A 21278-nucleotide genomic window follows, 5' to 3' on the forward strand; every position below is an offset into this window, starting at 1 on the left:
ATTGCCTCTTCAGTTTGAAGAGGCAATTTTTGTAGTTATATAAATACAAGTTGAAAGCACACCATAAAGTGAAACTTTAATCAGTGGGAGTTTTCTTCATTCCCCACTGATTATTAGCCCTCACCAATCGGGCGCATGCCAGCAGTTTATCTCCCACCTAACATTCTAGCCGCTAGAACTGGACAATGCTTTCGCCTAATCTTGAGGTGGGAGTATTACTGCCCGCAAATAGCGTGATAAAAAGTAAAAATCCTTTTCTTTTTTGGAATGGGTGAGAGAATCTGACCATGCGTAGAAGTGGTCAGGGTATTCTTTGTTTTGTATGGCAGTGCATTTTGATTTTAAAATTCCGAAAAATCAAATAATATTAAAGAGAGTATACAAGAAGGAGATGGATGGTTATGAAGAAGATTCATTATATTGGAAACTTTGAAGAGTGGGCGAGTGCATTTTCATTTTACATTCCCGTAAAGGTTCGTTTTTGTGAAACAGATATGTTTGGACATATGAATAACGGTGTTGCATTTACTTATTTTGAAGAAGCTCGTATTGAATTTTTTAAAGAACTTGGTTTTATGCAAGAATGGGTGCATGAATCGTCAGAAACGATGGTCGTAGTAGCGGATTTACAATGTAATTTTTTGAAACAGGTGTTCTTTGATGAGAACTTAAAAGTGTATGTGAAAGCAGAACATGTCGGAAACTCATCGTTAGATTTACACTATATGGTGAAGAATGAAGCAGGAGAGATTTGTTTAGTGGGACGCGGGGCGATGGTACAGGCTTCGAAAAAGACGGGAAAAGGAGTACCTTGGTCAGAAGAATGGAAACAAAGGTTATTCGATTAAAAAAATAAGAGAGTGCATAACTCTCTTATTTTTTGTCTTCTTCTGCTTCTTCTAATGTCAGGTGATGCGCATATAAATATGTGGCATACGGATTGCCAACAAAGCGGAGATGCCATGGCTCATAAGCGTATTCTGTAATGTTTGTTTTATCTTGCGGGTAACGGATAATAAATCCAAATTCGTGAGCATGCTCTGCCACCCATTTTCCTTCAGGTGTTTCGCCGAATACAGGTTCCAATTGGAAATCTGCTGAATTAGAGCTAATATCCATAGCAAGTCCTGTTTGATGCTCGCTTGTTCCTGGAACGGCACTTAATGCATCAGCAGCTTCTTTACCTTGACGGTTTACATATGTGTTGTGTAATGACTGTTGTCGTTTATAAGAGCGAAATCCAGATATTGCTGTAAGCTCAATTCCTTGTTTTTTTGCTATTTCAAACATTGTTTCTAGAGCATCCGCTGCGGGCTTACGAAGCAATGTTTTTTCTTTATCTTTTGGATTTGAAAACGGAACATTTGGTTTTGTTAAATCATTTGGTGTATAAGAGTCTGGTAGCTTTCTATGCTTGTTGACTAAAACGAGTAACGAATCAGGATTATCAACAAGACTATATTGATCATCTGTTTTTTTTGCGGTCTCACTTGCTTTTGGGAACGGAGGAATTCCCTCTTTTTGGTGTTGTTCAATATGTTTTTTTGTTTCAACTGCTTCTGCTTGCTTGTTTATCAAAGGTTTGGATAGAAAATTTATTAAAGCAATAACAATGAGAATAATAATCGAAATTAAAAGGGTCCTTTTTATAATTCTTTTTTTAATCATGTTTAACCGATATAGTCCTTTCTAAATTGCTTGTACTTGAATATCTTTTTACATTATAAATCTATCTTATCTAAAAAGGAACAAAGGAGTGGTGACGTAATGAAAATGAAAAAAATTTGTAAAAAAAAGTCGATAATTATTCCTTTTTTTTTAAAATGACACAATTATAACCTTTCACTAACTCTATTTTTTATGTAATATATACTTATAAAACGATTTAACGATTTTCGTGTTATATAGCTTTTTTGTAGTAAACAAATTGGGAGGGAACAACGAATGGATTTGGCATCAATCATTGGAATTATCCTAGGGATAGTTGCTATTGTGGTAGGAATGTTTTTGAAAGGAGCCCCGCTTAACGCCTTATTAAATCCGGCGGCATTTATGATTATTTTTATGGGTACATTTGCAGCGGTCTGTATCGCTTTTCCAATGAACCAATTAAAAAGAATTCCTAAATTATTCAAAATCATTTTCGGGAAAAATAAAAAAGAGATGACTTATGAAGAAATATTGGAATTGTTTGTGCATTGGACATCGGAAAGTAGAAAGTATGGTATTTTATCCTTAGAGCAACAGCTAGATCAAGTAGAAGATGAATTTTTAATGAGGGGTATGAAATTTGTTATCGATGGTGTGTCAGCAGATGACCTTGAGCAAATATTAGAATCAGAAATTGAAGCGATAGAGGAGCGTCATACAAAAGGAGCTAGTCTTTTCACTCAAGCTGGTACATATGCACCGACACTCGGTGTTTTAGGGGCTGTAATTGGACTTGTAGCTGCATTGGGGAACTTAGCGGATATTGATAAGCTAGGTCATGCGATTTCTGGTGCGTTTATTGCGACAATTTTTGGTATTTTTTCTGGTTATGTGCTGTGGCATCCATTTGCAAACAAATTAAAACAAAAGTCTGCACAAGAAATTGAGAAGAAGCGTTTAATGGTTGAATGTTTATTAATGCTTCAAGCTGGTACGTATCCATTTGTTATGAGAAATCGTATTTTATGTGCACTCTCTGAAACTGAGCGTAAAAAGCTAGAACAGGGAGCGAAGAAAGATGAGTAGAAGAAAGAAGAAGAAAAAAAAGCATGAAGATCATATTGATGAGACCTGGCTAATTCCGTATGCGGACATGTTAACTTTGTTATTTGCATTATTTATCGTTTTGTTTGCGATGAGTAGTATTGATGCAGGGAAGTTTAAACAAATGGCAGTTGCTTTTAAGAAAGAGCTTTCAGGTGGGACAGGGAATAAAGAGTTTTTAAGTGAACAAAAGCCAATATCTGACAAAGATTTAAAAGAAACGCGCCCTGAGTCTGAAAAAATTAAGGAAAAAGCAGAGGCAGAAGTGAAGCAGCAGGAAATGAATGAATTAAAAGAATTACAAAAAAATATTGATAAATACATTGCAGAAAAGGGACTTCAATCTTCATTTAATACAGAGCTCACAGAACGTGGATTAATGGTAACAATTCGAGATAACGCACTTTTTGACTCTGGACAAGCTACTGTGAAGTTAGAGTCGCTGAATATGGCGCAGGAGATGTCCTCATTATTAGTTGCAGCATCTCCTCGAGAAATTACTGTATCAGGACATACAGATAATGTTCCAATCTCGAATGCGAATTTTGCTTCTAACTGGGAGTTAAGTACGCAGCGTGCTGTTAACTTTATGCAAGCACTACTCAAAAACAACCAATTACTTCCGCAAAAATTTAGTGCAATTGGCTACGGAGAATATCGTCCTGTTGCATCGAATGACACTCCGGAAGGAAGAACAAAAAATAGACGGGTAGAAGTATTTATTTTACCTCTTATAAAAGATAAAAAATAAAGGATGGCATTGTGCCACCCTTTATTTTTTATCTTCAAATGATTTTAAGTTGTCTCTACGAATTTTATCTTTTTCTGCATCAGATTTTTTAAAGTCATAGTTATATAAAGAACCTTCCCAGTCACCATACATAGGATTTGGGAAAACGATAAATTTTTCGCCAAATTGTGCTTTTAATTCTTCTACTTTCTTATTGCGATCTTGCGTAGATAATCCATCAAAACCAATGAAGTCTGATAAATTATCACCGAATAATAAGACGATATCATGCGTTGATGAAACGAGTTCACGACGCTTTTCTTTTCCCTTTTCTTTCGGCTCTTGTAGTAAGATATGTTCTTTCGTTGCTTGTGGAGCACCGATACGTTCTAAATTTTTAATTGTTGCATCTAACTGATTCGTTTTACGATTTGAAATGTAGTAAATATCTACACCTTTTGATTCTGCATGTTTTAAGAAATCAATTGCACCAGGAAGAGCTTCCGCTTCTGCTTTGTTAATCCATTCATCCCACTTATAAGGATAGCCTTTTCCTGTTTTTACAGTCATTGCTTGGTGTGGACTGTTATCAACAACAGTTTCATCTAAGTCTAGTACTACAGCCGGTTTCTTGCTTGTCCCCTTAGCAAGAACTGCATCTAGCTTTTGTGTACCGATGTTGTAGCCTTGGTAGTATAATGCTTTTGCTTCACCAGATGTTTGATACCATAAGTCAGCCATTAATTGTTGATCTGTTAATTGGACTTTTTCTTCTTTTGCTTTTGCTGATGTCTGTTCTGCCGCCATGTTGCATGCTGTTAAAGTTGTAGATAACAACGCAACAGATAACAGAGTTGTTAATGTTCTCTTTTTCATAGTGTCCTCCCTAAGGTGTGTAATTTAACACTTGATTATATCACGATAAAATAATGGGAAGTAAATGTAATTTTGCATATTTATATACGTATATAATTTATTGTGTGCAATGTTATAATAAAATATGGTAAAAATATACGTATTTTGAATAGTATTAAATGTATAGGACTAATTTTAAGGAGAGAAAAGTATGACATTGCAGATTCAACAATTAACCAAGCAGTTTGGTGAAAACGTTGCAGTGAATCATCTGAATCTTACTCTGCCGAAAGGTGAAGTATTAGGACTGTTAGGACGAAACGGTGCAGGAAAAACAACAACTATTAAAATGCTGTTAAGTTTATTAACACCAAATAAGGGCAGTATTACGTGGGATGGGAAAGAGATTTCGGAGAGTGGTGTGACAATTGGTTATCTTCCCGAAGAGAGAGGCTTGTATACGAAAAGTCGAGTAATTGATCAACTTCGCTATTTTGGTAGATTAGAAGGAATGACAAAAAAAGCAGTAGATGCAGCCATTGATTTTTGGTTAGGAAAATTAGCGATTCCTGAATATAAGCATAAGGTTGCGGGGGAATTATCAAAAGGGAATCAACAAAAAATTCAATTAATCGCAGCGCTTCTACATGACCCTGAGCTACTCATTTTAGATGAACCGTTCAGCGGGCTGGATCCCGTAAATGCTGAAATGCTAGCAAATATTATTGAAGAACAAGTTCAAAGAGGGAAAACAATTATTTTGTCCAGTCATCGTATGGAACAAGTTGAATCGTTTTGTCAGCATGTGTGTATTTTGAAGCAAGGTGAAGCGGTTGTAGAAGGTCACTTAAGTGATATAAAAAAAGAATACGGATTTCGAAACTTAACAATTGAAGATAACGAAGAAAATGAAAAAGCATTGCAGACATTACAGATTGTGTATGAGAAACGTCTTGGTTATCTTTATATTAAAGTTCAGGAAGATACAGAGGCCCTATCAATTTTACAAAAATTACAAGATCAAGGTATGCATTTACGTCAGTTTAAAATGCTAGAACCGACCTTAAATGAAATCTTTGTAGAAAGGGCGAAATAAGAATGCGTAAATTTTTTCATGTGTTTTCGTTTTATTTTAGAGAATCATTTCTTTCTAAAAAATCACTAATTACAAGTGGGATTTTATTTTTAGTAGTATTTGGAGTTTTTGCTTTTAATCACTTTACTGCTGATAAAGATAAAAATAAGGACAAAGACAAGCTGGCAATCGTAATGGATAGTTCGACATATACCGTGCAAGAAGAGATGTTAAATAAAATTCTTCCATCAGCCCAAATACGAGTAGAAAAGAAAGAACAGCTAGAAAAAGTTCATAAGCAAGTTGAAGAAGGGGAGCTAGATGGCCTCTTTTACGTTACAGAAAAAAATGGAGTACCCGAAGTAACGTATATGTATAATGGTTTTCCAAGTAAAGAAACGTCTACTATTATAGCGAACTATTTAAAACAGCAATATACGCAAGTGATTCTTTCGAACCATAAGGTGCCGTCTGATGTAGCGCGGCAATTACAAACAGATATTTCGGTGAAAGAAGAAGCGATTAAAGATCGTGCTTCCTCCTTCGGTATTGCATATGCGTTTATATTTGTACTATATATGTTTATCATGGCGTTTGGAAATACAATTGCGATGAATATCGCATCAGAAAAATCTTCTCGTGTTATGGAGATTATGCTTTCGAAAGTGAAACCATTGTATATGATGTACGCTAAAATTCTTGCTGTTGTTACAACAGCGTTACTTCAAATTGCTATCCTTGCATGTGGTTTTCTCGTTCCAGTTTTAATTGGATGGATAGATTTAGATAATGCGTCTTTATTTGGTCTTCCAATTGATTTTGCAAAGTTAGATGCAAAAGTTATTAGTCTGTTTATTGTATTTTTCATTACGGGCTATTTATTGTATGCGATGATGTATGCGGCAGCTGGAGCTGTTGTATCAAAAACGGAGGACTTACAATCAGTATCATTTCCAGTCGCAATTTTAATTATGGCAGCGTTTTTCATTAGTATTAAATCATTATCAGATCCAAATAGTACAATTGTTGTGATTAGCTCATATATTCCTTTCTTTACGCCAATGGTCACATTCTCACGTGTTGTAGCTGGAGAAGCTGGCGCTTTAGAAATTAGCATTGCCTTATCGTTATTACTTGCGACAATTCTCCTTTTAAACTTTATTACAAGTCGCATTTACGTAAACGGTGTTATGAGCTATTCCGATAAAGTGAAATTTAAAGATCTCACTAAATTTATAAAGCGTCATTAATACAGAAAAATCCTGATTCTTTTAGAAGTAAATCAGGATTTTTTTCTGGATTTACAATGCTATTTATTATATACCACTTTCTTTCGCTTTATATAACGAAAGAAAGTGGTATATAATAAAAGGTACGTTATTTTTTTGTAATTGATAGAGAATGGAATAAAGGAGGGGAATACAAGTGGGGATTAGTAGTCGTTTTACGGTGGCTGTTCATATGTTAACATTGCTAGCAGTGGACAGAACTTCACGTTGTACGTCTGAATGGATTGCTGGTAGTGTCAATACAAACCCAGTCGTTATTCGCCGAATTACAGGAATGCTAAAAAAAGCAGGACTAGTTGATGTGCAAGCTGGAAAAGGTGGCACTTCTTTAGCTCGAGATTTAGACGAAGTGACGTTACTTGATGTATACAAAGCGGTTGAAGTTGTGGAGGAAGGACATTTATTTTCTTTTCACGATAATCCAAACGTACAATGTCCAGTTGGGGCAAATATTCAAAATGTGTTAGAAATTATATTATTGCAAGCGCAAGAAGCGATGGAAAATGTACTTGCAAATGTAAAAGTAAAACAGCTCGTTACGAATTTAGAAGAAAAAATAAAACAATAAAAGAACCTAGCCTTCTATCATGTAAGGCTAGGTTCTTTTTCATTAAGCGTTACGCACTGTGAAGCGTTGACGTAAGAATTGAGGAGTTTCTACTTCATCTAATAAAGCAACAGCGTAGTTTGGAATAGAAACGCGGCTTTCGCCGTTTTCATCCGTTAATAACTGGTCTGTACCTGTTACATATTTGCCTGTGCGTTCCCCAGGTTCGATCATTGCAGCAGGGCTTAAATTTGTCCAGTTAAAGTCCGACTGTTTATATACTTCTAATGCATCGCGGTGTGCTAATGCGATTGGTTTCCAATCGGCAGGAAAGTCTGGTGTATCCACAACTTGTAAGCCAGGTGCTACTTCTAAACTACCTGCGCCCCCAACTGATACTAGACGAGAGATGCTAGCTTGGTTTGCTGCTTGTAATAAAGAATGTGTTGCTTCTACAAGTTTCTCCTCTTCACCATGTTTAGGGCCAAATGCACTAATTAATACGTCATGATTTACTGCTTCTTTTGCAATGCTACTTGTATGAAAGATATCACCTGTTACAACATGTAAATTTTCATGTTTCGTTTCTACGCGAGATGCATCGCGCACAATAGCTGTTACTTCGTGCCCTCGTGTTAAAGCTTCCTCAATGATTTGTTTTCCGATATTACCAGTTGCGCCTACTACTGCAAGTTTCATGTTCATTCTCCTTGTTCATTTTATATAAAAATGTATTTATCTGCACTTAAGTTGTAACTTGTTTGATTACAACTTTATGTAACTATTATAGTTACAACTATAATTCTTTGTCAACAGAAAAAACAAATTGAAGAAAGAGAAAGTTTCTATTTTATTTAAAGCAAACAGAAAACAAGGGGGGAATAAAGAAAAGGGCACCGCAGAAAGCAGCACCCTTATTCATAAGAACTTGGCATAAGCAACATGAGAATGAAATAAGCTAAAAAACCTGTTCCGAAACATAAGATAGCGATTAGCCAAAGAATGCGAATCATACTTGTGCTTATGCCGAAATATTCTCCTAAACCACCGCATACGCCGAGAAACACTTTATCTGTTGAAGATTTACACAATCTTTTTTCTGTCATGAACGTCTCTCCTTTTCATAATTCATCATTTTTTATGTAGCAATGAACAGGAACGATTGAATTATATTGCGATTTTTAGAGAGAAGATGACTGCTTTATCCCGCATTAGCGGACAATGCTTGTGAAAGTGAAAACAATTTTTTATAAATACATGCAATTTCTGCTTATTTGTATTCACCACGCCTTGCTTCTATTCATACAATATCTTGACTAAATAAACACCCAACTTACACACATACAGCTCTGGCTTAAGCAAGGAGGGTTATACCAATTGAAGGAAAAAGAATATCAATCTAAACCGTTGCTCACAAAAAGAGAAAGAGAAGTGTTTGAGTTACTCGTTCAAGATAAAACAACAAAAGAAATTGCAAGTGAACTTTTTATTAGTGAAAAGACCGTACGTAATCATATTTCAAATGTGATGTGTAGTGTTTGCAAAGAAAAGAGGTGCAAATTGCACCTCTTTTCTTTATTCTGCATTATTTGTTTCGGAGGTATGATTTGCTAATTTAAAAAATACCTCATTGATGTTGTGCATTCGAGCTTCGACTTTTTTAGCTGCAGCGTCTAATGTGAATCCTTCTTCGATTAGTTCTTGAATCAAAAGGATTTTTTTAATGTTTAAATAATTATATTTGCGAGTTGTTCCTTCTGTTTCGTTTTCAGATGTAATGATTCCTTTTTCTTCCCAATACCGAATTTTTCTTGTAGGAACTCCAGTAATATCAGCAACTTCCCCAATACCTACTACAAGTTTTTGAAGTAATCCAAAGTCAAGTAATGGATCCAATTCTTGTTTGTTATTCATCTTTCTCCTCCAATATATATTGTAACTATTTTACATCAAAAGTAATTAAATTACAAATATTTGCGTTAATTATTGACTTCTTTTGTAAATAGGTTACAATTGATGTAGTTTTTGTGCATTTGGTTATTTAAAATAAGGGGGAATACAGTTGATTAAAAATCCTGATTTTGAATTATTTAAAAATGAGTTTCCAGAAGTTTACGAGTCTTTTGGTAGTGTGTATCAAAGTGTCAGTTCTAATGCTCTAGATGAAAAAACGAAACAATTGGTTTATCTCGGAGTTTTGCCTGCTAATCGATATGCGCCTGCTATTCGTGTACACATTGCGAAAGCTTTAGAGGTAGGCGCAACACCTGAAGAAATTCAAGGAGCAATTATGTTATCTATTCCAGCTGGAGGGATTTGTGATTTCTTTGCCATTTTGCCAGAAATAATCAATGGACTAAAAAAAGAATGTAAAGGGGAAGAAGTGAATGAGTAATGTAGTCGAGGTGAAAAATGGGTTAACCAAACAAAATTATTCTTTAATGACAATTATTTTGTTTTGGTGTGGTTTGGTAGTTGTGTCAAGCTTATATGTTACGATTCCACTAGTATCAATTTTTGCAAGTGAATTTAAAGTAACGATAGCTAAAGCAACTTTAACAAGTAGTGCGTTCTCTTTTTTCTATGCGGTAGGTTTTTTGTTTTTCGGACCATTATCTGATCGATATGGAAGAAAGTTAATTATTTTATTAGGACTCATTGTTTTGGCATTTGTTTCTCCACTTTTAGCTTTTTTTAATAATTTATCTAGTTTGATTATTTTAAGAAGTATACAAGGAGTTGCAGCTGCAACATTTGCGCCATCAGCTTTAGCATACGTTGTGGAAGTATTTCCACTTCAAAAAAGGGTAACGACTATTGGTTTTGTTAGTACAGGATTTTTGATGGCTGGGATTGTTGGGCAAGTGTTTAGTAGCTTCATGGCTACAGAATTTGGGTGGCAAAGTGTATTTTATTGTCTTGCTGGTATGTATCTTATAACAGCTATTCTCGTTATTATTTTTCTTCCAAGTAACGGTGTGAACCCAGGGAATGGAAATTTGTTGAATGTTTTTAAACAAATAATAGTTGTACTGCGAAATAAGCAATTACTTATGTGCTATGTAATTACTCTCACATTACTACTGACTTTTGTAGGGATGTATACCACTTTAGGAAGCTATTTGGGTATCAATTTTCATTTGACCAACCAGCAAATTTTGTCTATACGGTCTGTAGGTATTATTGGAATGCTTTTGTCCCCATTTGCAGGTAAGTTGGTAGGGGAATTTGGTGTTAATCATATTCTTCGTAGTGGAATAGTGATGGCTATTTTAGGTCTAGCGGTTCTTGGTGTTTGCACCAACCTTTCTCTTCTCATTGTAATGAGCATTATTTTTGTTGGTGGAATCTCACTTACTGTACCAACACTTATTGTAATGGTGGGACAATTTGGTGGGGAATATCGTGGAATAGCTGTTTCTCTTTATACCTTTATTTTGTTTATTGGTGCTACGCTAGGTCCTATAATTGCTATTACTCTTTTAGGAATAGGAAGTTATGTAATAACTTTTGAAACATTAGCTTTTTTCCTTGTAATTAGCTTAGTTATTTCGTTCTCAATTAAGCGCTTTTGAAATGATGGAAAATATGTCAGGGAATTTAGAGTTTAGTTTCTGAAATTTCTTGAAGTTAAAATTGCTCACTTATTTTTAGAGAAAGTTGAGCCTGGATTATTTCAGTGTTTAGAAAATCTTTGGATTCGACCACATGATGAATCAGTTATTATAAATGGGAAACAAACGATTGTGGCTGGTATGAAGTATAAATGTTACCTGCCAGATAAAGATAGCTATGCCTGGATAATCGTTGGATCTAATGATCAAGTGATAACATTTGAGCAGGGGATTAAGTGGATGAATGGTCGAGTAACAGAAAAATGGTTACAGGATTTATGGGTTTAGTAAGGTATTGTGTATTTTTAAAAATTTTATTGTGAACTGTGGAAAGTAAGATATATTATAGTTGGTTTTATACCTTATGTAACAAAACAAAATCTTTTTAAAATGGGTAGTGTTTGTTCGGAGCGTTGTGAAAAAAGTGAAAATCAATCACTCTTTATTTAAAAATAAGGGGTGATTTTTTATGTGTTATTAATAAAAGCTATCAACTACAAAAACTTAAATTTTATGTAACGACATATGTTACAAAAATTGTGTTATTTGAAATCAAAAAAATTGAAGATAAATTATTCAGTAACAAGAAGGCTTGTCCGTAATCATATCAATATGTGGTGTGTAGATTTTGCGAATATAAGAGGAGATATAGTAATGCCCAAATGTATAATTTATAATGGAAATATATTCATGGAAAAATAATGTTGATTAGTAGTAATCATCGATATCTATAAAATGTGATATACACATTAGATATGGAAATATTTTATTCAAATGAAAAGGGGCTTGTCTTGTTATGTTCAAAATAAGAACGATGGATATCCAAAGAATCAATGGTGTTAAAGACTTATTTATAGGATTCAATCCAGGTTTGAACTTTATTTGTGGACCTAATGGAATTGGTAAAACCACCATATTAAATTGTATATCCAGTGCATTTCGTAAGATGCCATCCTATAGAATATTTCCACATAATAATGCTGGATACGGTGAATTTACTATTGATATGGAATATGAGGGGCATTCAGAAAAAGGGGTTTTTTATGTTGGAGATCATCGTGAAGATATATTTGATCTACAAAGAACCGGAATGAGAGAACACAGATATAATAATGTTTTTAAGGGGAATTGTATTGATTTCAATATTCAATCCAGGCTTTTTGATTATAAACCATCTGGGGTTGGATCCGCATTTGATCGTATAAAGTCCTGGTTTTATAGGAATTATTATAAGGGAGATATGAATCTCGATAAATTTTACAATTTGCAGCTTGCCCAAGAATGTTTTAATTTATTAGATCCTAATATCAGCTTTGGTAGAGTTTCGGAAACAATTATTACAGAGGGGCATCCTTTGAGTAGGTTTCCGAAATACAAAAATCTGTTGGTGGATAATAACAATTTTAGATATAAAAATAATGAGCTTAAAACATTAGATATGTTTGTAAATACTTTTCAGGGTGAGGTGCTTGTAGAATGTCTATCTTCAGGATATAAGTCATCGTTAACCGTTTTGTTAGGAATAATTAAAGAGATAGAGATGTTTTCATCGAGTATTTTGGTTAATGAGTTTACCGGTATAATAGTTATTGATGAAATAGATTTGCATTTACATCCACAATGGCAGGCAAAGCTTGTGTATGCTATTAGGGAGTTGGTTCCAAAAGCACAAGTAATTTGTACAACTCATAGCCCTCATATAATTCAGGTTGCCAAACCAGAAGAAGTAATAGTTCTAGGTGGGGATTACGAAGGTAATATTTATGTTAAGGAAATCCCATCTCCTAGTGAATATGGTTTTCAAGGATGGACTATTGAGGAAATTCTTACAGATGTGATGGGATTAGAACAATCAATGTCACCTTTATTTCTAGATTCGTTAGAAAAATTTAATGTAGCTTTGCGAAGAGGTGATAGAGAAATGTTGATGCATGAATATAAGCGGCTTCGAAAAATGCTACATCCTAACAACCCATTAGCAACATTGCTCAGTGTACAAGCAGGAGAACTAATGATTTGGGAGGATTTAAAATGATATACATAGAAAGACCCTCAAAACCTTTAAAACTTACTGAGGAGCATAGGGAAGAACTTACTGATAAATTTTAAAAAACTAAAACGGCTGTATGGAAAAGTAAATATATAACTCAGCCTCTTATAGAAATGTCTCATGGTAAGTGTGTTTTCTGTGAATGTAGACTAGGTGAAGAAGAGAAATATATGGAAGTTGAGCATTTTTACCCCAAATCACTATACCCTAATAAAGTTATTTTATGGGGGAACTTATTTCCAATTTGTAGTCGTTGTAATAAAGCAAAAAGTAATCATGACACATTGAAATATCCCATTATCAATCCTTGTTTAAATAATCCTAAAGACCACTTATATTTTGAGAATTTCAATATATTTGGTAAGGACTCTAGTCCAGTAGGTTTATTAACTGAGAAAGTATTAAACTTAAATGATATGTTACAAGTAGTAACCCCTCGCTTTCAAGTTGGAATGCTTGTAATACAAAAACTTCAAGGTATAGCTCAAATGGTTAAAAGGTATGATCGTCAATATGCACCTGTTGGTGATGACTATGACATCATAAATAAGACAAAGGCTCTTTTACAACATGCATTACCTCAAATGGAATATAGTGCAACTGTAGCTACTGTTATAGTTTCTTCGAGGTTTTATGAACAAATGAAAGATGAAATGATCACTAAATCTTTGTGGGATGAGGATTTAGACCAATTAGATAGCATAGCGAGAGAAATTTCACTAGAAGTAGCTTATGCAGAGATGGCTTAATAGTATTGTAAAAATAATTCTCGAGAACAGGGTCTGTTTTTTAAAATAAGGGTAGTCCCATCACTCAGTATTCATATATTGGTGATGAGGTGATGCTTCATGACAACAAAAACATCCCCACTTAAACTTGGAAATGAGATATACGGTACGATAAAGATTGAGAAAGCATTTCTCGAAGCGTTGGAAATGTATTTTATAAAGAAGCCAGTTCAAAAAGCTCCTGAGTAACTAGGAGCTTTTTTACATTTTGGTGAAGAGTATGTATTAAAGATATGATTATGTAATTTTATAAATCCAAACAAATTTTTCCCCTACATAAATACCCCAATCTTTCCATTGCCAAGGAGGCGGAGGATTATCTTGATAATATAATTGATAAAAGATATTTAGCCATTTAAAGGAACATTGATCAATTTCTAAAGATTGATATAACACACTGGGAATAGGAAAAGCTAGTTGATAGCCATCGCTACCTTTTTTAGAATGGTGATAAATATGGAAATATTCATCCAAAGGTAAATTTTTTAAATCCGCTGTGTAAAAAAGAAATCCATAGCGTTTAGCTTTTTCGAAAAAATAGATAAGAGATGTGACATCTGAATATTGTGTGCTTTTTATTCCGGTATTCAATGTGAGCAACTTCATCAGAGAGACCTCCTAGCATGATACTGATTCCCTCTATATAGTTCCCATATTCAAGAAAATAATTCATTTTTATAAATTTGATTTATAAAAATGAATTATGGATAAATAACTGGTAAGCGATATATGTGTTATGTAAATAAGACTTTGTTCTTATCAGAACGAGGTCTTATTTTCTATGTTTCTTATTACTTTTGTGTAGTTATATCTGTCTTATTACATTCATAAGATGATGATAGAAATCACATGAGGTGACATATGACAAAATGGATTAATGTCCAAGAAGCAATAGAGATTTTGGAGGAGCATTATATACAAGTGAGTTATAAAACCTTTACGGATTGGCTTCGTAAATTAGAGATTCCAGCAATTCCGTCAGCAAATCGAAAGGAGGGATGGGCGATTCGAAAAGAAGATATTTTTGGGTTTATTGAGAAGAAACGTCCAGGTTTACGTCAAATTCTTGAAGAATATGATGGTTTGGTCGAGGATATGAATCAATTGAAGCAACAAGTACAAGTATTGAGCGGGAATAGGGAGGTTATGGATAAATATGAAGAAGAACTAAAAGAAAATAAATTGGTAGACCCGTTGCAAAGTGAAGGGAAGGTTGAGAATGAAGAGGAGTATTTGTTATATGATTTTCTAAATGTAATGTTGGGAGTAATACAGGAATTAAGAGAACAGAGTAAGTCGATAAATCAAGCATATGGACAAATAGTGAGTGATTATCATTTTTTATATAAAGAATTAAGAAAGTTGCATGTAAGTACAGAAAAAACAATTGAATTGGAAAGAGAAGAGGAAGAGGTAGAAGATGAAATCATTCCTATGATAAATGAAGATGAATTTCATGAGTTATTACAGGCTCAGATAAAACAAAAAATTCCTGATCAGCAAATTGTATTAGAACCAGAAGCAGTCAAACAGTTGTATATTTTGCTTTGTAATAAGCTGTTTTCAGAGGGAGAAAATAAGCAATTAGGTATTATAAAAAGAGGAGATATTTATATTTGTCCTAGTAATGGAACGCAGTATAAACAAATTAATCGAATTTATAATCCGCCTATTCGTACATTACTAGAAGAGTTTATGAAGAATAAAAATAATAGCGTTGATGAAAAAATTTCAGAAGGACCACCTATTCAAGAGAAAGCGGAGCATATCAAGGGAAATGAATCTTAGTTGGTTGATTATGTGTAAACCTAATAACCAAAGTACAGAGTCTTTATATAAATGAAGATGCTGTACTTTGGTTGTTTTTTTATGTAATCAATTGGATTCCTTTAATAAGAAAGTCTTGCTTTTCATAAGAATGAGGTGTATACAGCACATCCATTCGATTATTTCGATTCCAATTTTGAAATAAGTGACTATGCGAATAGGCAAACGCTCTCTTTTTAGAAAAGCAAAATTGAATATGTTCTTTATTCTTTCCAAAACAGGAATAACCACAAGAAAATGTATTTTGACTTCGAAAAGCAGGTTTTGGATGTCCGTTTCCAAACGGTTCTAATGCCAGTAAATCATCAAATAAATGATTGGGAAAATTATAGATTGGGAATTCGCTGATAAAATACGAGACAGGTTTCGAATTTGTTTGTTGGACAGCTACTTTTTGGATTTGCTTTCTAAATTGCTGGATGCTTTGGTCTGTTGGTTCAATGGATAATCCAGCGGCTGCCGCATGTCCTCCATACTTTTTCAAACATTCATTACAAGATTGGATCGCTTGCACAATAGAAAATTTACTCCCGTTTCCACTTCTGGCAGACCCCACCCCATCTTGTGTTAGTACAATCGTCGGCTTTTTATAATGATTCGCAAGTTTAGCAGCAAGGATACCGATGATCCCTTTATGAAATTCTCCTTGTACAACAAGTAATCGATCTTGCTCTAATGATTGTTGTTGAATGATGCGTATTGCTAATTGGAATTGCTCGTATGTTACTTGTTTTCGTTTGTTATTTAGATTAATAAGAAGTTGGACGTCTTCTTTTGTAGGTTCGTTCTTTTGTAAGATAGTCGCTGCAATGTTAGGATCGGATATACGACCGCAAGAATTTAGCATCGGTCCGATTAAAAATCCAATATTCGTGCTATCTATGTATTTGAGCCGTAATTGTTCACGAAATAAGCGGATAAGTGGATTGGGTGCGGTTCTCATTTTTTGAAGCCCATACCAACAAATCACTCGATTTTCTCCGATTAGCGGCATAACATCGGCTATGGTTCCAATCGTAGTGTACTCAATATAACTCCATGTTTCTTTTATCCAATCTTGTTTCAATGTAATAAATAGCGCTTGGATAAGTTTTAATGCTACACCAGCTCCGCATAAATGCTCGAAAGGATAAGTATTATCTTTTCGTTTTGGATTAATGAATGCCAAACAATCTGGATGTTTTCCTAATACTTCATGATGGTCTATGACAATTACATCTAATCCTCTTTCTTTTGCTCGTTGCATAGCTGAATGGGAGCTAGATCCATTATCGACAGTAAGTAATAAAGAAACGTGTTTCGGAATAGCGTTAACTGCAAGTGGCGATAATCCATAACCTTCTTCTCGTAAAGGAAGCCTTGTTTGCACATGTCCACCTAATTTTTCCAATGCTTGTTTTAAAATCGTGGAAGAAGTGATTCCATCGCAATCATAATCACCAAAAATATAGATTGTTTCGTTTTGATGAATGGCATGTAAAATGCGTTGTACTGCTTGTTTCATGTCGTTTAGCAAAAAGGGATTATGAAACTGTGAAACGCTTGGATAGAGAAAAGAAGAGAATTGTTCTTCTGTCGTCATGTCTTGTAAAAACAAATGGTAACCTAGTAAAGGATCAAGATTTACTTGTCGTGATAAATACAGGATACGTCCATGAAATGGGTGATTTTCAAACGGGACGTCGAGTTGTTTCCAATACATAAAGAACCTCCTACGTATGTAAATAAGAAAGAGAGCCTATCACGAATAGGCTCTCTTTCTCTATGTCTGTTTATTCATTTTTATAAAATAATTTTACGTGAATGAATATAAAATGATGATTTGGTAATAATAATCACAACAGCATCATTCCTTTTGGAACAATACTAATCCCTCCTCAATATGAGAAATGAAATAGTGAGCTAATTCTGGATTGGTATCATGTAGTGCTTTTAATAATTCGCACATACGGTCTAAACGAAAATGTAATTCATGGTGGGGAGAAGTTGTGTGATTCAGTGAAGGAAACAAATCAAACTCTTCATTGAGCTTTGCAAGTAACGTTAAAGAAATGGTATCTGTCTTTTGTGTTTCAAGATTGCTTAAATATCCTGGTGACACTTCTATTTGTTCAGCAAAGGCTTGAAGAGAAGTACCTTTTTGTTTTCGTAAATTACGAATGGTTTGTCCAAGATTTTGTATCATATAATATTCCTCCTTAAATGAATAAAGGATGTGTAAGAGATGGTAAAACGAAAAGAAGTAAAACAGGTAACATTAGGTTCTATTCAATATGTTCATGACCCGCAAGCTGCAGAAAAGTGGTTTGCTTTGTATTTAGAATGTTTGCATGAAAAAATTATGAACTTCTCTTCTAAAATATACGAGCAAACGTATATTGAAAATGAAAAGGGTGGTGATGATGAAGCGTGAAAAAGACAGTAACGTATTATCGAAACTCTGCAGATTTTCAAGAAAACTCCATTGAAATGCAACAAATAAAAGCATTTGAGTATAGCGTTAAGTATCAGCTTGCTATTGATGAAGAATATATAGATAAAGATACTTCTGCCCGTAAAAATACATTAATGCAACGACCAAATATGCACCGATTGATTAACGATATAGAAGCTGGAATTGTGGGAAGTATTATTGTTTATAAAAGAGATAGGCTGGCTCGTAAGTTACAAGAGCATATGCAGTTATATCATTTATTTCAAAAACATGGCATCGAGGTTCACTTTTCATCAGGTAGTGAAGTGAAAATGTATTATTCTCCTATTGGTGAATATGTGGAAGCGATTCTTGGGTCTATATGTGAAAATGAAGGTTCTTTAATCGCACAGCGTATTCAAGAAACGAAAATTGCAAAGTTTTTAAGTGGAAAGTATGCAGGGAATTTGCCATACGGCTATGAATGTGGTGACCCTGATCCTGAAGATGGTAAGGTTACGATTTTACCTATTCCTCATAAAAAGACAATGGTGAAGGCAATATTTAATATGTTGGTAAATAAAAAGTATGAGAGCATAAAAGAATTGTGTGACGATGTTAATCAAATACAAAAAACAAAAACTCAAGATCAAGATGATAAACCATGGGATCAATCGAGAATCATCAAGCTTATTTCGAACCCTATTTACTATGGTTTACGTGTTATGAAGTTTGGCGATGAAACGTACAAAAAGGCATATAAAAATACGAAAATCATTGAAAAAGAAGAATGGGATTTAGCAAATGAAAAATTGAACCAAATTGTTGTGAAAAGAGAATCTAATACAGAAAAAGTTCGATTTTTACTTGAAAATATCCTCTATTGTTACCAATGTCAAAAACCGCTTATCACGAAAACACGTATGAAGCAGTCCAAACCATACAATGTGTATGAGTGTAAAGAGCATGATGCCTGCGTGGAAGCGGGATACATAGAAGAGGAGATATTGAAGCATGCAAAGCAGTTTTTTAATTGTTTATTAGATACAAACTTTGATCAATTATATGAAAGAAGTAAGTATCAGAATATACAACGAATACAAAAACTGATTCGAAATCAAGAAAAAACAGTTGAGAACAATGAAAAGAAAGTTGGAAAGTGTGTAGATGCATGGCTTAGCTGTCAAAGAAGAATTCGGGAGTACGAGAGTAATATATGTGAGAAGTGTAAAAACAATCAGCATAAACAAGAAATAAAAGAAACAAACGAAGCGTTGAAAAAAGAGAAAAAGAAATTGAAGCATTTAAAATTACGACTACATGAAATTCGTAACTTTAGAGAAAAAGCAATAGAATGGATGTCTCACTTGGAGTGTCCAGCAGATCTTTTACTACTTGACAAAGAACATAGGGAACATTTTTATCGGGAAATGATTCATTGCATACATGTAGATACCTGGGAATATCATATTGTGTTTAAACATCCATTTATGCTTATACAGGAGGTACATCAAGAGAGTGAACAAATATGACCAAGCTCGTTTAGAAGATGTAGTACAACCAGGAAAAAGAATCGTCTTTTATGCACGCTATTCTACAGAAAAGCAAGAATATGACATGCAAAAACATTCTGTTGAAACATTTTTACAACGGTATGGGTGTCAAATTTATAAGGAATATGTTGACCGAGCGACATCTGCTATCAAAGTCCCTTTTGAAAAACGAGAGGATTTGCAAAATTTAATACGAGACGCAGAGAAAGGTGAATTTGATGTTGTTATAACGTATAAAAATGATCGCATTGCTAGGCGGATTGAAGAGCATCATCTATTTCGGGAGAAAATGCGTGAATTGAATATACATGTAGTAGTAAGCAGCACGAGTGAATTATATACGGTTGGCGAAGTTGTGTCGCAGGCTGTAAAAGATGGGCTAACCAGAATTGAAGCTGCTTTAATTCAAGACCGTACAAAGGATACATGTCGTAGTAAAACAAAAAGGGGGACTTGGTTGGGTGGTAAAGCCCCCTATGGATATACATATCAGGTCACAGAAAAAAACAATGGTGGAATAAAAACTCGGAAGGAAGAGTTTGGAGATGAGAAAGTTCAGCAAAAAGCTGTGAAGGAGATATTCCGTTTATTCGAAATAGGATATGGATTTCAGCAAATTGCAAATGAAATACACAGTAGAAAATTAGATGAAAACATGAAATGGACGAAAGAAAAGATACGATATATTATCACAAATCCTTTTTATTGTGGTTTTATTTCAATGAATCGTTATGATAACGGTGTATTGAACGATAAAAGTCAATGGGTGGAGGGAACACCGGAGAATATGACCCCTTTATTTACAAGGGAGTATTGGGAATATGTGATGAGGTTATTTGAAGAGCGTAAAAAAAGAAAAGTTCATTCAAGAGATTATAGTACACCGTTTCTATTGAGAGGTATTTTATATTGTAATGAATGTAAAGAGTTAATGTTAGCGAAAAACCAACAATCAGGAGGAGAGAAAAATAAGGGCAAGGAGAAAAAAGAGCAACGAAGAATTTATGAATGTAAAAATTGTGATTTCAAGTTGCAAGCTAATATGATTCATGAACGATTTCGAAAGGACTATATTCCTTATGTGCTGGATCAGGTAACGCAGGGGAAAAAGGAGAAAGTAGAATTTGCAATAGAAGAAAGATTAAAGAAGGAAATGCAAAGCTTGAAAGGTGCGAAGAAAAAATTAGATGAGGAAATCACCAAATTAAATCAGCAAATTGAAGCATTAAATGTAGAAATGAAATCTTATTATGACAAAGAAACAATTGACGAAAAAGTATTAGAATTTATGAGTATCATTATGTCGCATCGTACCAATAAGATACACGAATTACATACAGTACAGGATAAGAAAGTTGGACTACAGGAACGCATTGGTCATATCGCAGAGACTATACAACAAAAGAAATATCTTCCTCCGCACGATTTACTTCATGAATTCACCAATGAACAGGTAAACCAACAAAAGTTAAGAGCATTTTTGCTACAGTTTTTTAAATGTATACATGTAGCAAGGGATGGAAATTTGGTGTTATCGATAAATGAACATTTAATGTAACTAAAAAACCTCTTTCTGGAAAATAAGAAAGAGGTTTTTTTCATTGCATTTTTTCTTTGTGCTAAAATGAAAATAAGATTTGTGTGAAAAAGTCATTTGGGCTAGTCTAAATAAGACAAGGTAACAAGGGACTTTGGAAGCTTGTTTGAAAAATTTTCTTTTATATTTTTGTACTGAAATATTAGCGGAAAAAGAAATGACGATTGAAATGTCGAATAGCGAAGA

General features: G+C 34.1%; 24 protein-coding genes. 16 read left to right on the top strand and 8 right to left on the bottom strand.

The features are described from left to right. Nucleotides 1-401 precede the first annotated feature (401 nt). Nucleotides 402-848, top strand: a complete 447-nt coding sequence (locus PLX19_RS00605; protein WP_272186582.1) for an acyl-CoA thioesterase — start codon at nt 402-404, stop codon at nt 846-848. 25 nt (nt 849-873) lie between these two features. Here PLX19_RS00605 and PLX19_RS00610 read toward each other — a convergent pair whose 3' ends face one another. Next, the gene (locus PLX19_RS00610) at nt 874-1668 is read right to left on the bottom strand and encodes a M15 family metallopeptidase (protein WP_442869011.1); all 795 of its coding nucleotides are present in this window, start codon (nt 1666-1668) and stop codon (nt 874-876) included. 276 nt (nt 1669-1944) lie between these two features. Here PLX19_RS00610 and motA point away from each other — a divergent pair, with 276 nt between their 5' ends. Together motA and motB are read left to right on the top strand one after the other, a co-directional pair. Continuing rightward, nucleotides 1945-2736, top strand: a complete 792-nt coding sequence (gene motA, locus PLX19_RS00615; RefSeq protein ID WP_272186583.1) for a flagellar motor stator protein MotA — start codon at nt 1945-1947, stop codon at nt 2734-2736. Next, nucleotides 2729-3505, top strand: coding sequence for a flagellar motor protein MotB (gene motB / locus PLX19_RS00620; protein WP_272186584.1), 777 nt, complete (start codon nt 2729-2731; stop codon nt 3503-3505). The genes motA and motB overlap by 8 nt, the downstream gene beginning before the upstream one ends. Nucleotides 3506-3526: 21 nt before the next feature. Here motB and PLX19_RS00625 read toward each other — a convergent pair whose 3' ends face one another. Continuing rightward, a complete protein-coding gene (locus PLX19_RS00625) occupies nt 3527-4360 on the bottom strand; it encodes a 5'-nucleotidase, lipoprotein e(P4) family (protein WP_272186585.1) in 834 nt (277 codons plus the stop codon). Nucleotides 4361-4550: 190 nt separating this feature from the next. Here PLX19_RS00625 and PLX19_RS00630 point away from each other — a divergent pair, with 190 nt between their 5' ends. From PLX19_RS00630 to PLX19_RS00640, 3 genes are all read left to right on the top strand, one after another. After that, the gene (locus PLX19_RS00630) at nt 4551-5435 is read left to right on the top strand and encodes an ABC transporter ATP-binding protein (RefSeq protein WP_272186586.1); all 885 of its coding nucleotides are present in this window, start codon (nt 4551-4553) and stop codon (nt 5433-5435) included. Between the two features lie 2 nt (nt 5436-5437). Then, nucleotides 5438-6664, top strand: coding sequence for an ABC transporter permease (locus PLX19_RS00635; protein ID WP_272186587.1), 1227 nt, complete (start codon nt 5438-5440; stop codon nt 6662-6664). Nucleotides 6665-6839: 175 nt separating this feature from the next. After that, complete coding sequence (locus PLX19_RS00640) at nt 6840-7271, top strand: Rrf2 family transcriptional regulator (RefSeq protein ID WP_272186588.1); 432 nt, start codon at nt 6840-6842, stop codon at nt 7269-7271. A 42-nt stretch (nt 7272-7313) separates the two neighbouring features. On the opposite strand, the gene PLX19_RS00645 is transcribed toward PLX19_RS00640, so the two are convergent. Both PLX19_RS00645 and PLX19_RS00650 read right to left on the bottom strand, forming a co-directional pair. Next, nucleotides 7314-7949: an NAD(P)-dependent oxidoreductase gene (locus PLX19_RS00645; RefSeq protein WP_272186589.1), complete on the bottom strand. Its 636-nt coding sequence runs from the start codon at nt 7947-7949 to the stop codon at nt 7314-7316. 215 nt (nt 7950-8164) lie between these two features. After that, entirely contained in the window at nt 8165-8356 is a 192-nt protein-coding gene (locus PLX19_RS00650) for a PspC domain-containing protein (RefSeq protein ID WP_272186590.1), read from the bottom strand. Between the two features lie 271 nt (nt 8357-8627). On the opposite strand from PLX19_RS00650, the gene PLX19_RS00655 reads away from it, so the two are divergent. Continuing rightward, entirely contained in the window at nt 8628-8864 is a 237-nt protein-coding gene (locus PLX19_RS00655; protein WP_272186591.1) for a helix-turn-helix domain-containing protein, read from the top strand. On the opposite strand, the gene PLX19_RS00660 is transcribed toward PLX19_RS00655, so the two are convergent. Continuing rightward, nucleotides 8826-9164, bottom strand: a complete 339-nt coding sequence (locus tag PLX19_RS00660) for a MerR family transcriptional regulator (RefSeq protein ID WP_272186592.1) — start codon at nt 9162-9164, stop codon at nt 8826-8828. The genes PLX19_RS00655 and PLX19_RS00660 overlap by 39 nt on opposite strands. Nucleotides 9165-9312: 148 nt before the next feature. Between PLX19_RS00660 and PLX19_RS00665 the strand changes: the two genes are divergently transcribed. The 5 genes from PLX19_RS00665 to PLX19_RS00685 all read left to right on the top strand — a co-directional run bounded on the left by PLX19_RS00665 (nt 9313) and on the right by PLX19_RS00685 (nt 13891). Next, nucleotides 9313-9645, top strand: coding sequence for a carboxymuconolactone decarboxylase family protein (locus PLX19_RS00665; RefSeq protein WP_272186593.1), 333 nt, complete (start codon nt 9313-9315; stop codon nt 9643-9645). Continuing rightward, a complete protein-coding gene (locus tag PLX19_RS00670) occupies nt 9638-10825 on the top strand; it encodes an MFS transporter (RefSeq protein ID WP_272186594.1) in 1188 nt (395 codons plus the stop codon). The genes PLX19_RS00665 and PLX19_RS00670 overlap by 8 nt, the downstream gene beginning before the upstream one ends. A gap of 853 nt (nt 10826-11678) precedes the next feature. Beyond that, nucleotides 11679-12899 (top strand): AAA family ATPase, encoded by a 1221-nt coding sequence (locus tag PLX19_RS00675; RefSeq protein ID WP_272186595.1) that lies wholly within the window; start codon nt 11679-11681, stop codon nt 12897-12899. A 185-nt stretch (nt 12900-13084) separates the two neighbouring features. Then, nucleotides 13085-13663 (top strand): HNH endonuclease, encoded by a 579-nt coding sequence (locus tag PLX19_RS00680; RefSeq protein WP_272186596.1) that lies wholly within the window; start codon nt 13085-13087, stop codon nt 13661-13663. 99 nt (nt 13664-13762) lie between these two features. Continuing rightward, a complete protein-coding gene (locus PLX19_RS00685) occupies nt 13763-13891 on the top strand; it encodes a hypothetical protein (protein ID WP_272186597.1) in 129 nt (42 codons plus the stop codon). Between the two features lie 48 nt (nt 13892-13939). On the opposite strand, the gene PLX19_RS00690 is transcribed toward PLX19_RS00685, so the two are convergent. Continuing rightward, the gene (locus tag PLX19_RS00690; protein ID WP_272186598.1) at nt 13940-14308 is read right to left on the bottom strand and encodes a hypothetical protein; all 369 of its coding nucleotides are present in this window, start codon (nt 14306-14308) and stop codon (nt 13940-13942) included. Nucleotides 14309-14563: 255 nt separating this feature from the next. Between PLX19_RS00690 and PLX19_RS00695 the strand changes: the two genes are divergently transcribed. Continuing rightward, a complete protein-coding gene (locus tag PLX19_RS00695) occupies nt 14564-15490 on the top strand; it encodes a DNA-binding protein (RefSeq protein ID WP_272186599.1) in 927 nt (308 codons plus the stop codon). A 79-nt stretch (nt 15491-15569) separates the two neighbouring features. Here the strand turns inward: PLX19_RS00695 and recJ are convergent, their stop codons facing one another. Next, complete coding sequence (gene recJ, locus PLX19_RS00700) at nt 15570-17231, bottom strand: single-stranded-DNA-specific exonuclease RecJ (protein WP_272186600.1); 1662 nt, start codon at nt 17229-17231, stop codon at nt 15570-15572. A 144-nt stretch (nt 17232-17375) separates the two neighbouring features. After that, nucleotides 17376-17714 (bottom strand): helix-turn-helix domain-containing protein, encoded by a 339-nt coding sequence (locus PLX19_RS00705; protein WP_272186601.1) that lies wholly within the window; start codon nt 17712-17714, stop codon nt 17376-17378. Nucleotides 17715-17753: 39 nt separating this feature from the next. Between PLX19_RS00705 and PLX19_RS00710 the strand changes: the two genes are divergently transcribed. Genes PLX19_RS00710 through PLX19_RS00720 form a run of 3 tightly spaced genes read left to right on the top strand, consistent with a single transcriptional unit; the run spans nt 17754 to nt 21053 of the window. Further along, nucleotides 17754-17942 carry a hypothetical protein gene (locus tag PLX19_RS00710; RefSeq protein ID WP_272186602.1) on the top strand — a complete coding sequence of 63 codons (189 nt, stop codon included), beginning with the start codon at nt 17754-17756 and terminating at the stop codon, nt 17940-17942. Continuing rightward, nucleotides 17939-19474: a recombinase family protein gene (locus PLX19_RS00715; RefSeq protein ID WP_272186603.1), complete on the top strand. Its 1536-nt coding sequence runs from the start codon at nt 17939-17941 to the stop codon at nt 19472-19474. The genes PLX19_RS00710 and PLX19_RS00715 overlap by 4 nt, the downstream gene beginning before the upstream one ends. After that, nucleotides 19461-21053, top strand: coding sequence for a recombinase family protein (locus PLX19_RS00720; protein WP_272186604.1), 1593 nt, complete (start codon nt 19461-19463; stop codon nt 21051-21053). Before PLX19_RS00715 ends, PLX19_RS00720 begins: the two co-directional genes overlap by 14 nt. Nucleotides 21054-21278: the final 225 nt, after the last annotated feature.

The sequence above is a fragment of the Bacillus sp. BP-3 genome (genome assembly GCF_028401955.1).
GTDB lineage: Bacteria > Bacillota > Bacilli > Bacillales > Bacillaceae_G > Bacillus_A.

Bases quoted from the DNA above. Each gene is read 5' to 3' on its own strand.
- PLX19_RS00695 (WP_272186599.1), top strand. From the start codon at position 14,564: ATGACAAAATGGATTAATGTCCAAGAAGCAATAGAGATTTTGGAGGAG.
- PLX19_RS00635 (WP_272186587.1), top strand. From the start codon at position 5,438: ATGCGTAAATTTTTTCATGTGTTTTCGTTTTATTTTAGAGAATCATTT.
- PLX19_RS00645 (WP_272186589.1), bottom strand. From the start codon at position 7,949: ATGAAACTTGCAGTAGTAGGCGCAACTGGTAATATCGGAAAACAAATC.
- PLX19_RS00710 (WP_272186602.1), top strand. From the start codon at position 17,754: ATGGTAAAACGAAAAGAAGTAAAACAGGTAACATTAGGTTCTATTCAA.
- PLX19_RS00650 (WP_272186590.1), bottom strand. From the start codon at position 8,356: ATGACAGAAAAAAGATTGTGTAAATCTTCAACAGATAAAGTGTTTCTC.
- PLX19_RS00625 (WP_272186585.1), bottom strand. From the start codon at position 4,360: ATGAAAAAGAGAACATTAACAACTCTGTTATCTGTTGCGTTGTTATCT.
- motB (WP_272186584.1), top strand. From the start codon at position 2,729: ATGAGTAGAAGAAAGAAGAAGAAAAAAAAGCATGAAGATCATATTGAT.
- PLX19_RS00680 (WP_272186596.1), top strand. From the start codon at position 13,085: ATGGAAGTTGAGCATTTTTACCCCAAATCACTATACCCTAATAAAGTT.
- PLX19_RS00675 (WP_272186595.1), top strand. From the start codon at position 11,679: ATGGATATCCAAAGAATCAATGGTGTTAAAGACTTATTTATAGGATTC.
- motA (WP_272186583.1), top strand. From the start codon at position 1,945: ATGGATTTGGCATCAATCATTGGAATTATCCTAGGGATAGTTGCTATT.
- PLX19_RS00690 (WP_272186598.1), bottom strand. From the start codon at position 14,308: ATGAAGTTGCTCACATTGAATACCGGAATAAAAAGCACACAATATTCA.
- PLX19_RS00605 (WP_272186582.1), top strand. From the start codon at position 402: ATGAAGAAGATTCATTATATTGGAAACTTTGAAGAGTGGGCGAGTGCA.
- PLX19_RS00610 (WP_442869011.1), bottom strand. From the start codon at position 1,668: ATGATTAAAAAAAGAATTATAAAAAGGACCCTTTTAATTTCGATTATT.
- recJ (WP_272186600.1), bottom strand. From the start codon at position 17,231: ATGTATTGGAAACAACTCGACGTCCCGTTTGAAAATCACCCATTTCAT.
- PLX19_RS00630 (WP_272186586.1), top strand. From the start codon at position 4,551: ATGACATTGCAGATTCAACAATTAACCAAGCAGTTTGGTGAAAACGTT.
- PLX19_RS00705 (WP_272186601.1), bottom strand. From the start codon at position 17,714: ATGATACAAAATCTTGGACAAACCATTCGTAATTTACGAAAACAAAAA.
- PLX19_RS00685 (WP_272186597.1), top strand. From the start codon at position 13,763: ATGACAACAAAAACATCCCCACTTAAACTTGGAAATGAGATATACGGT.
- PLX19_RS00660 (WP_272186592.1), bottom strand. From the start codon at position 9,164: ATGAATAACAAACAAGAATTGGATCCATTACTTGACTTTGGATTACTT.
- PLX19_RS00670 (WP_272186594.1), top strand. From the start codon at position 9,638: ATGAGTAATGTAGTCGAGGTGAAAAATGGGTTAACCAAACAAAATTAT.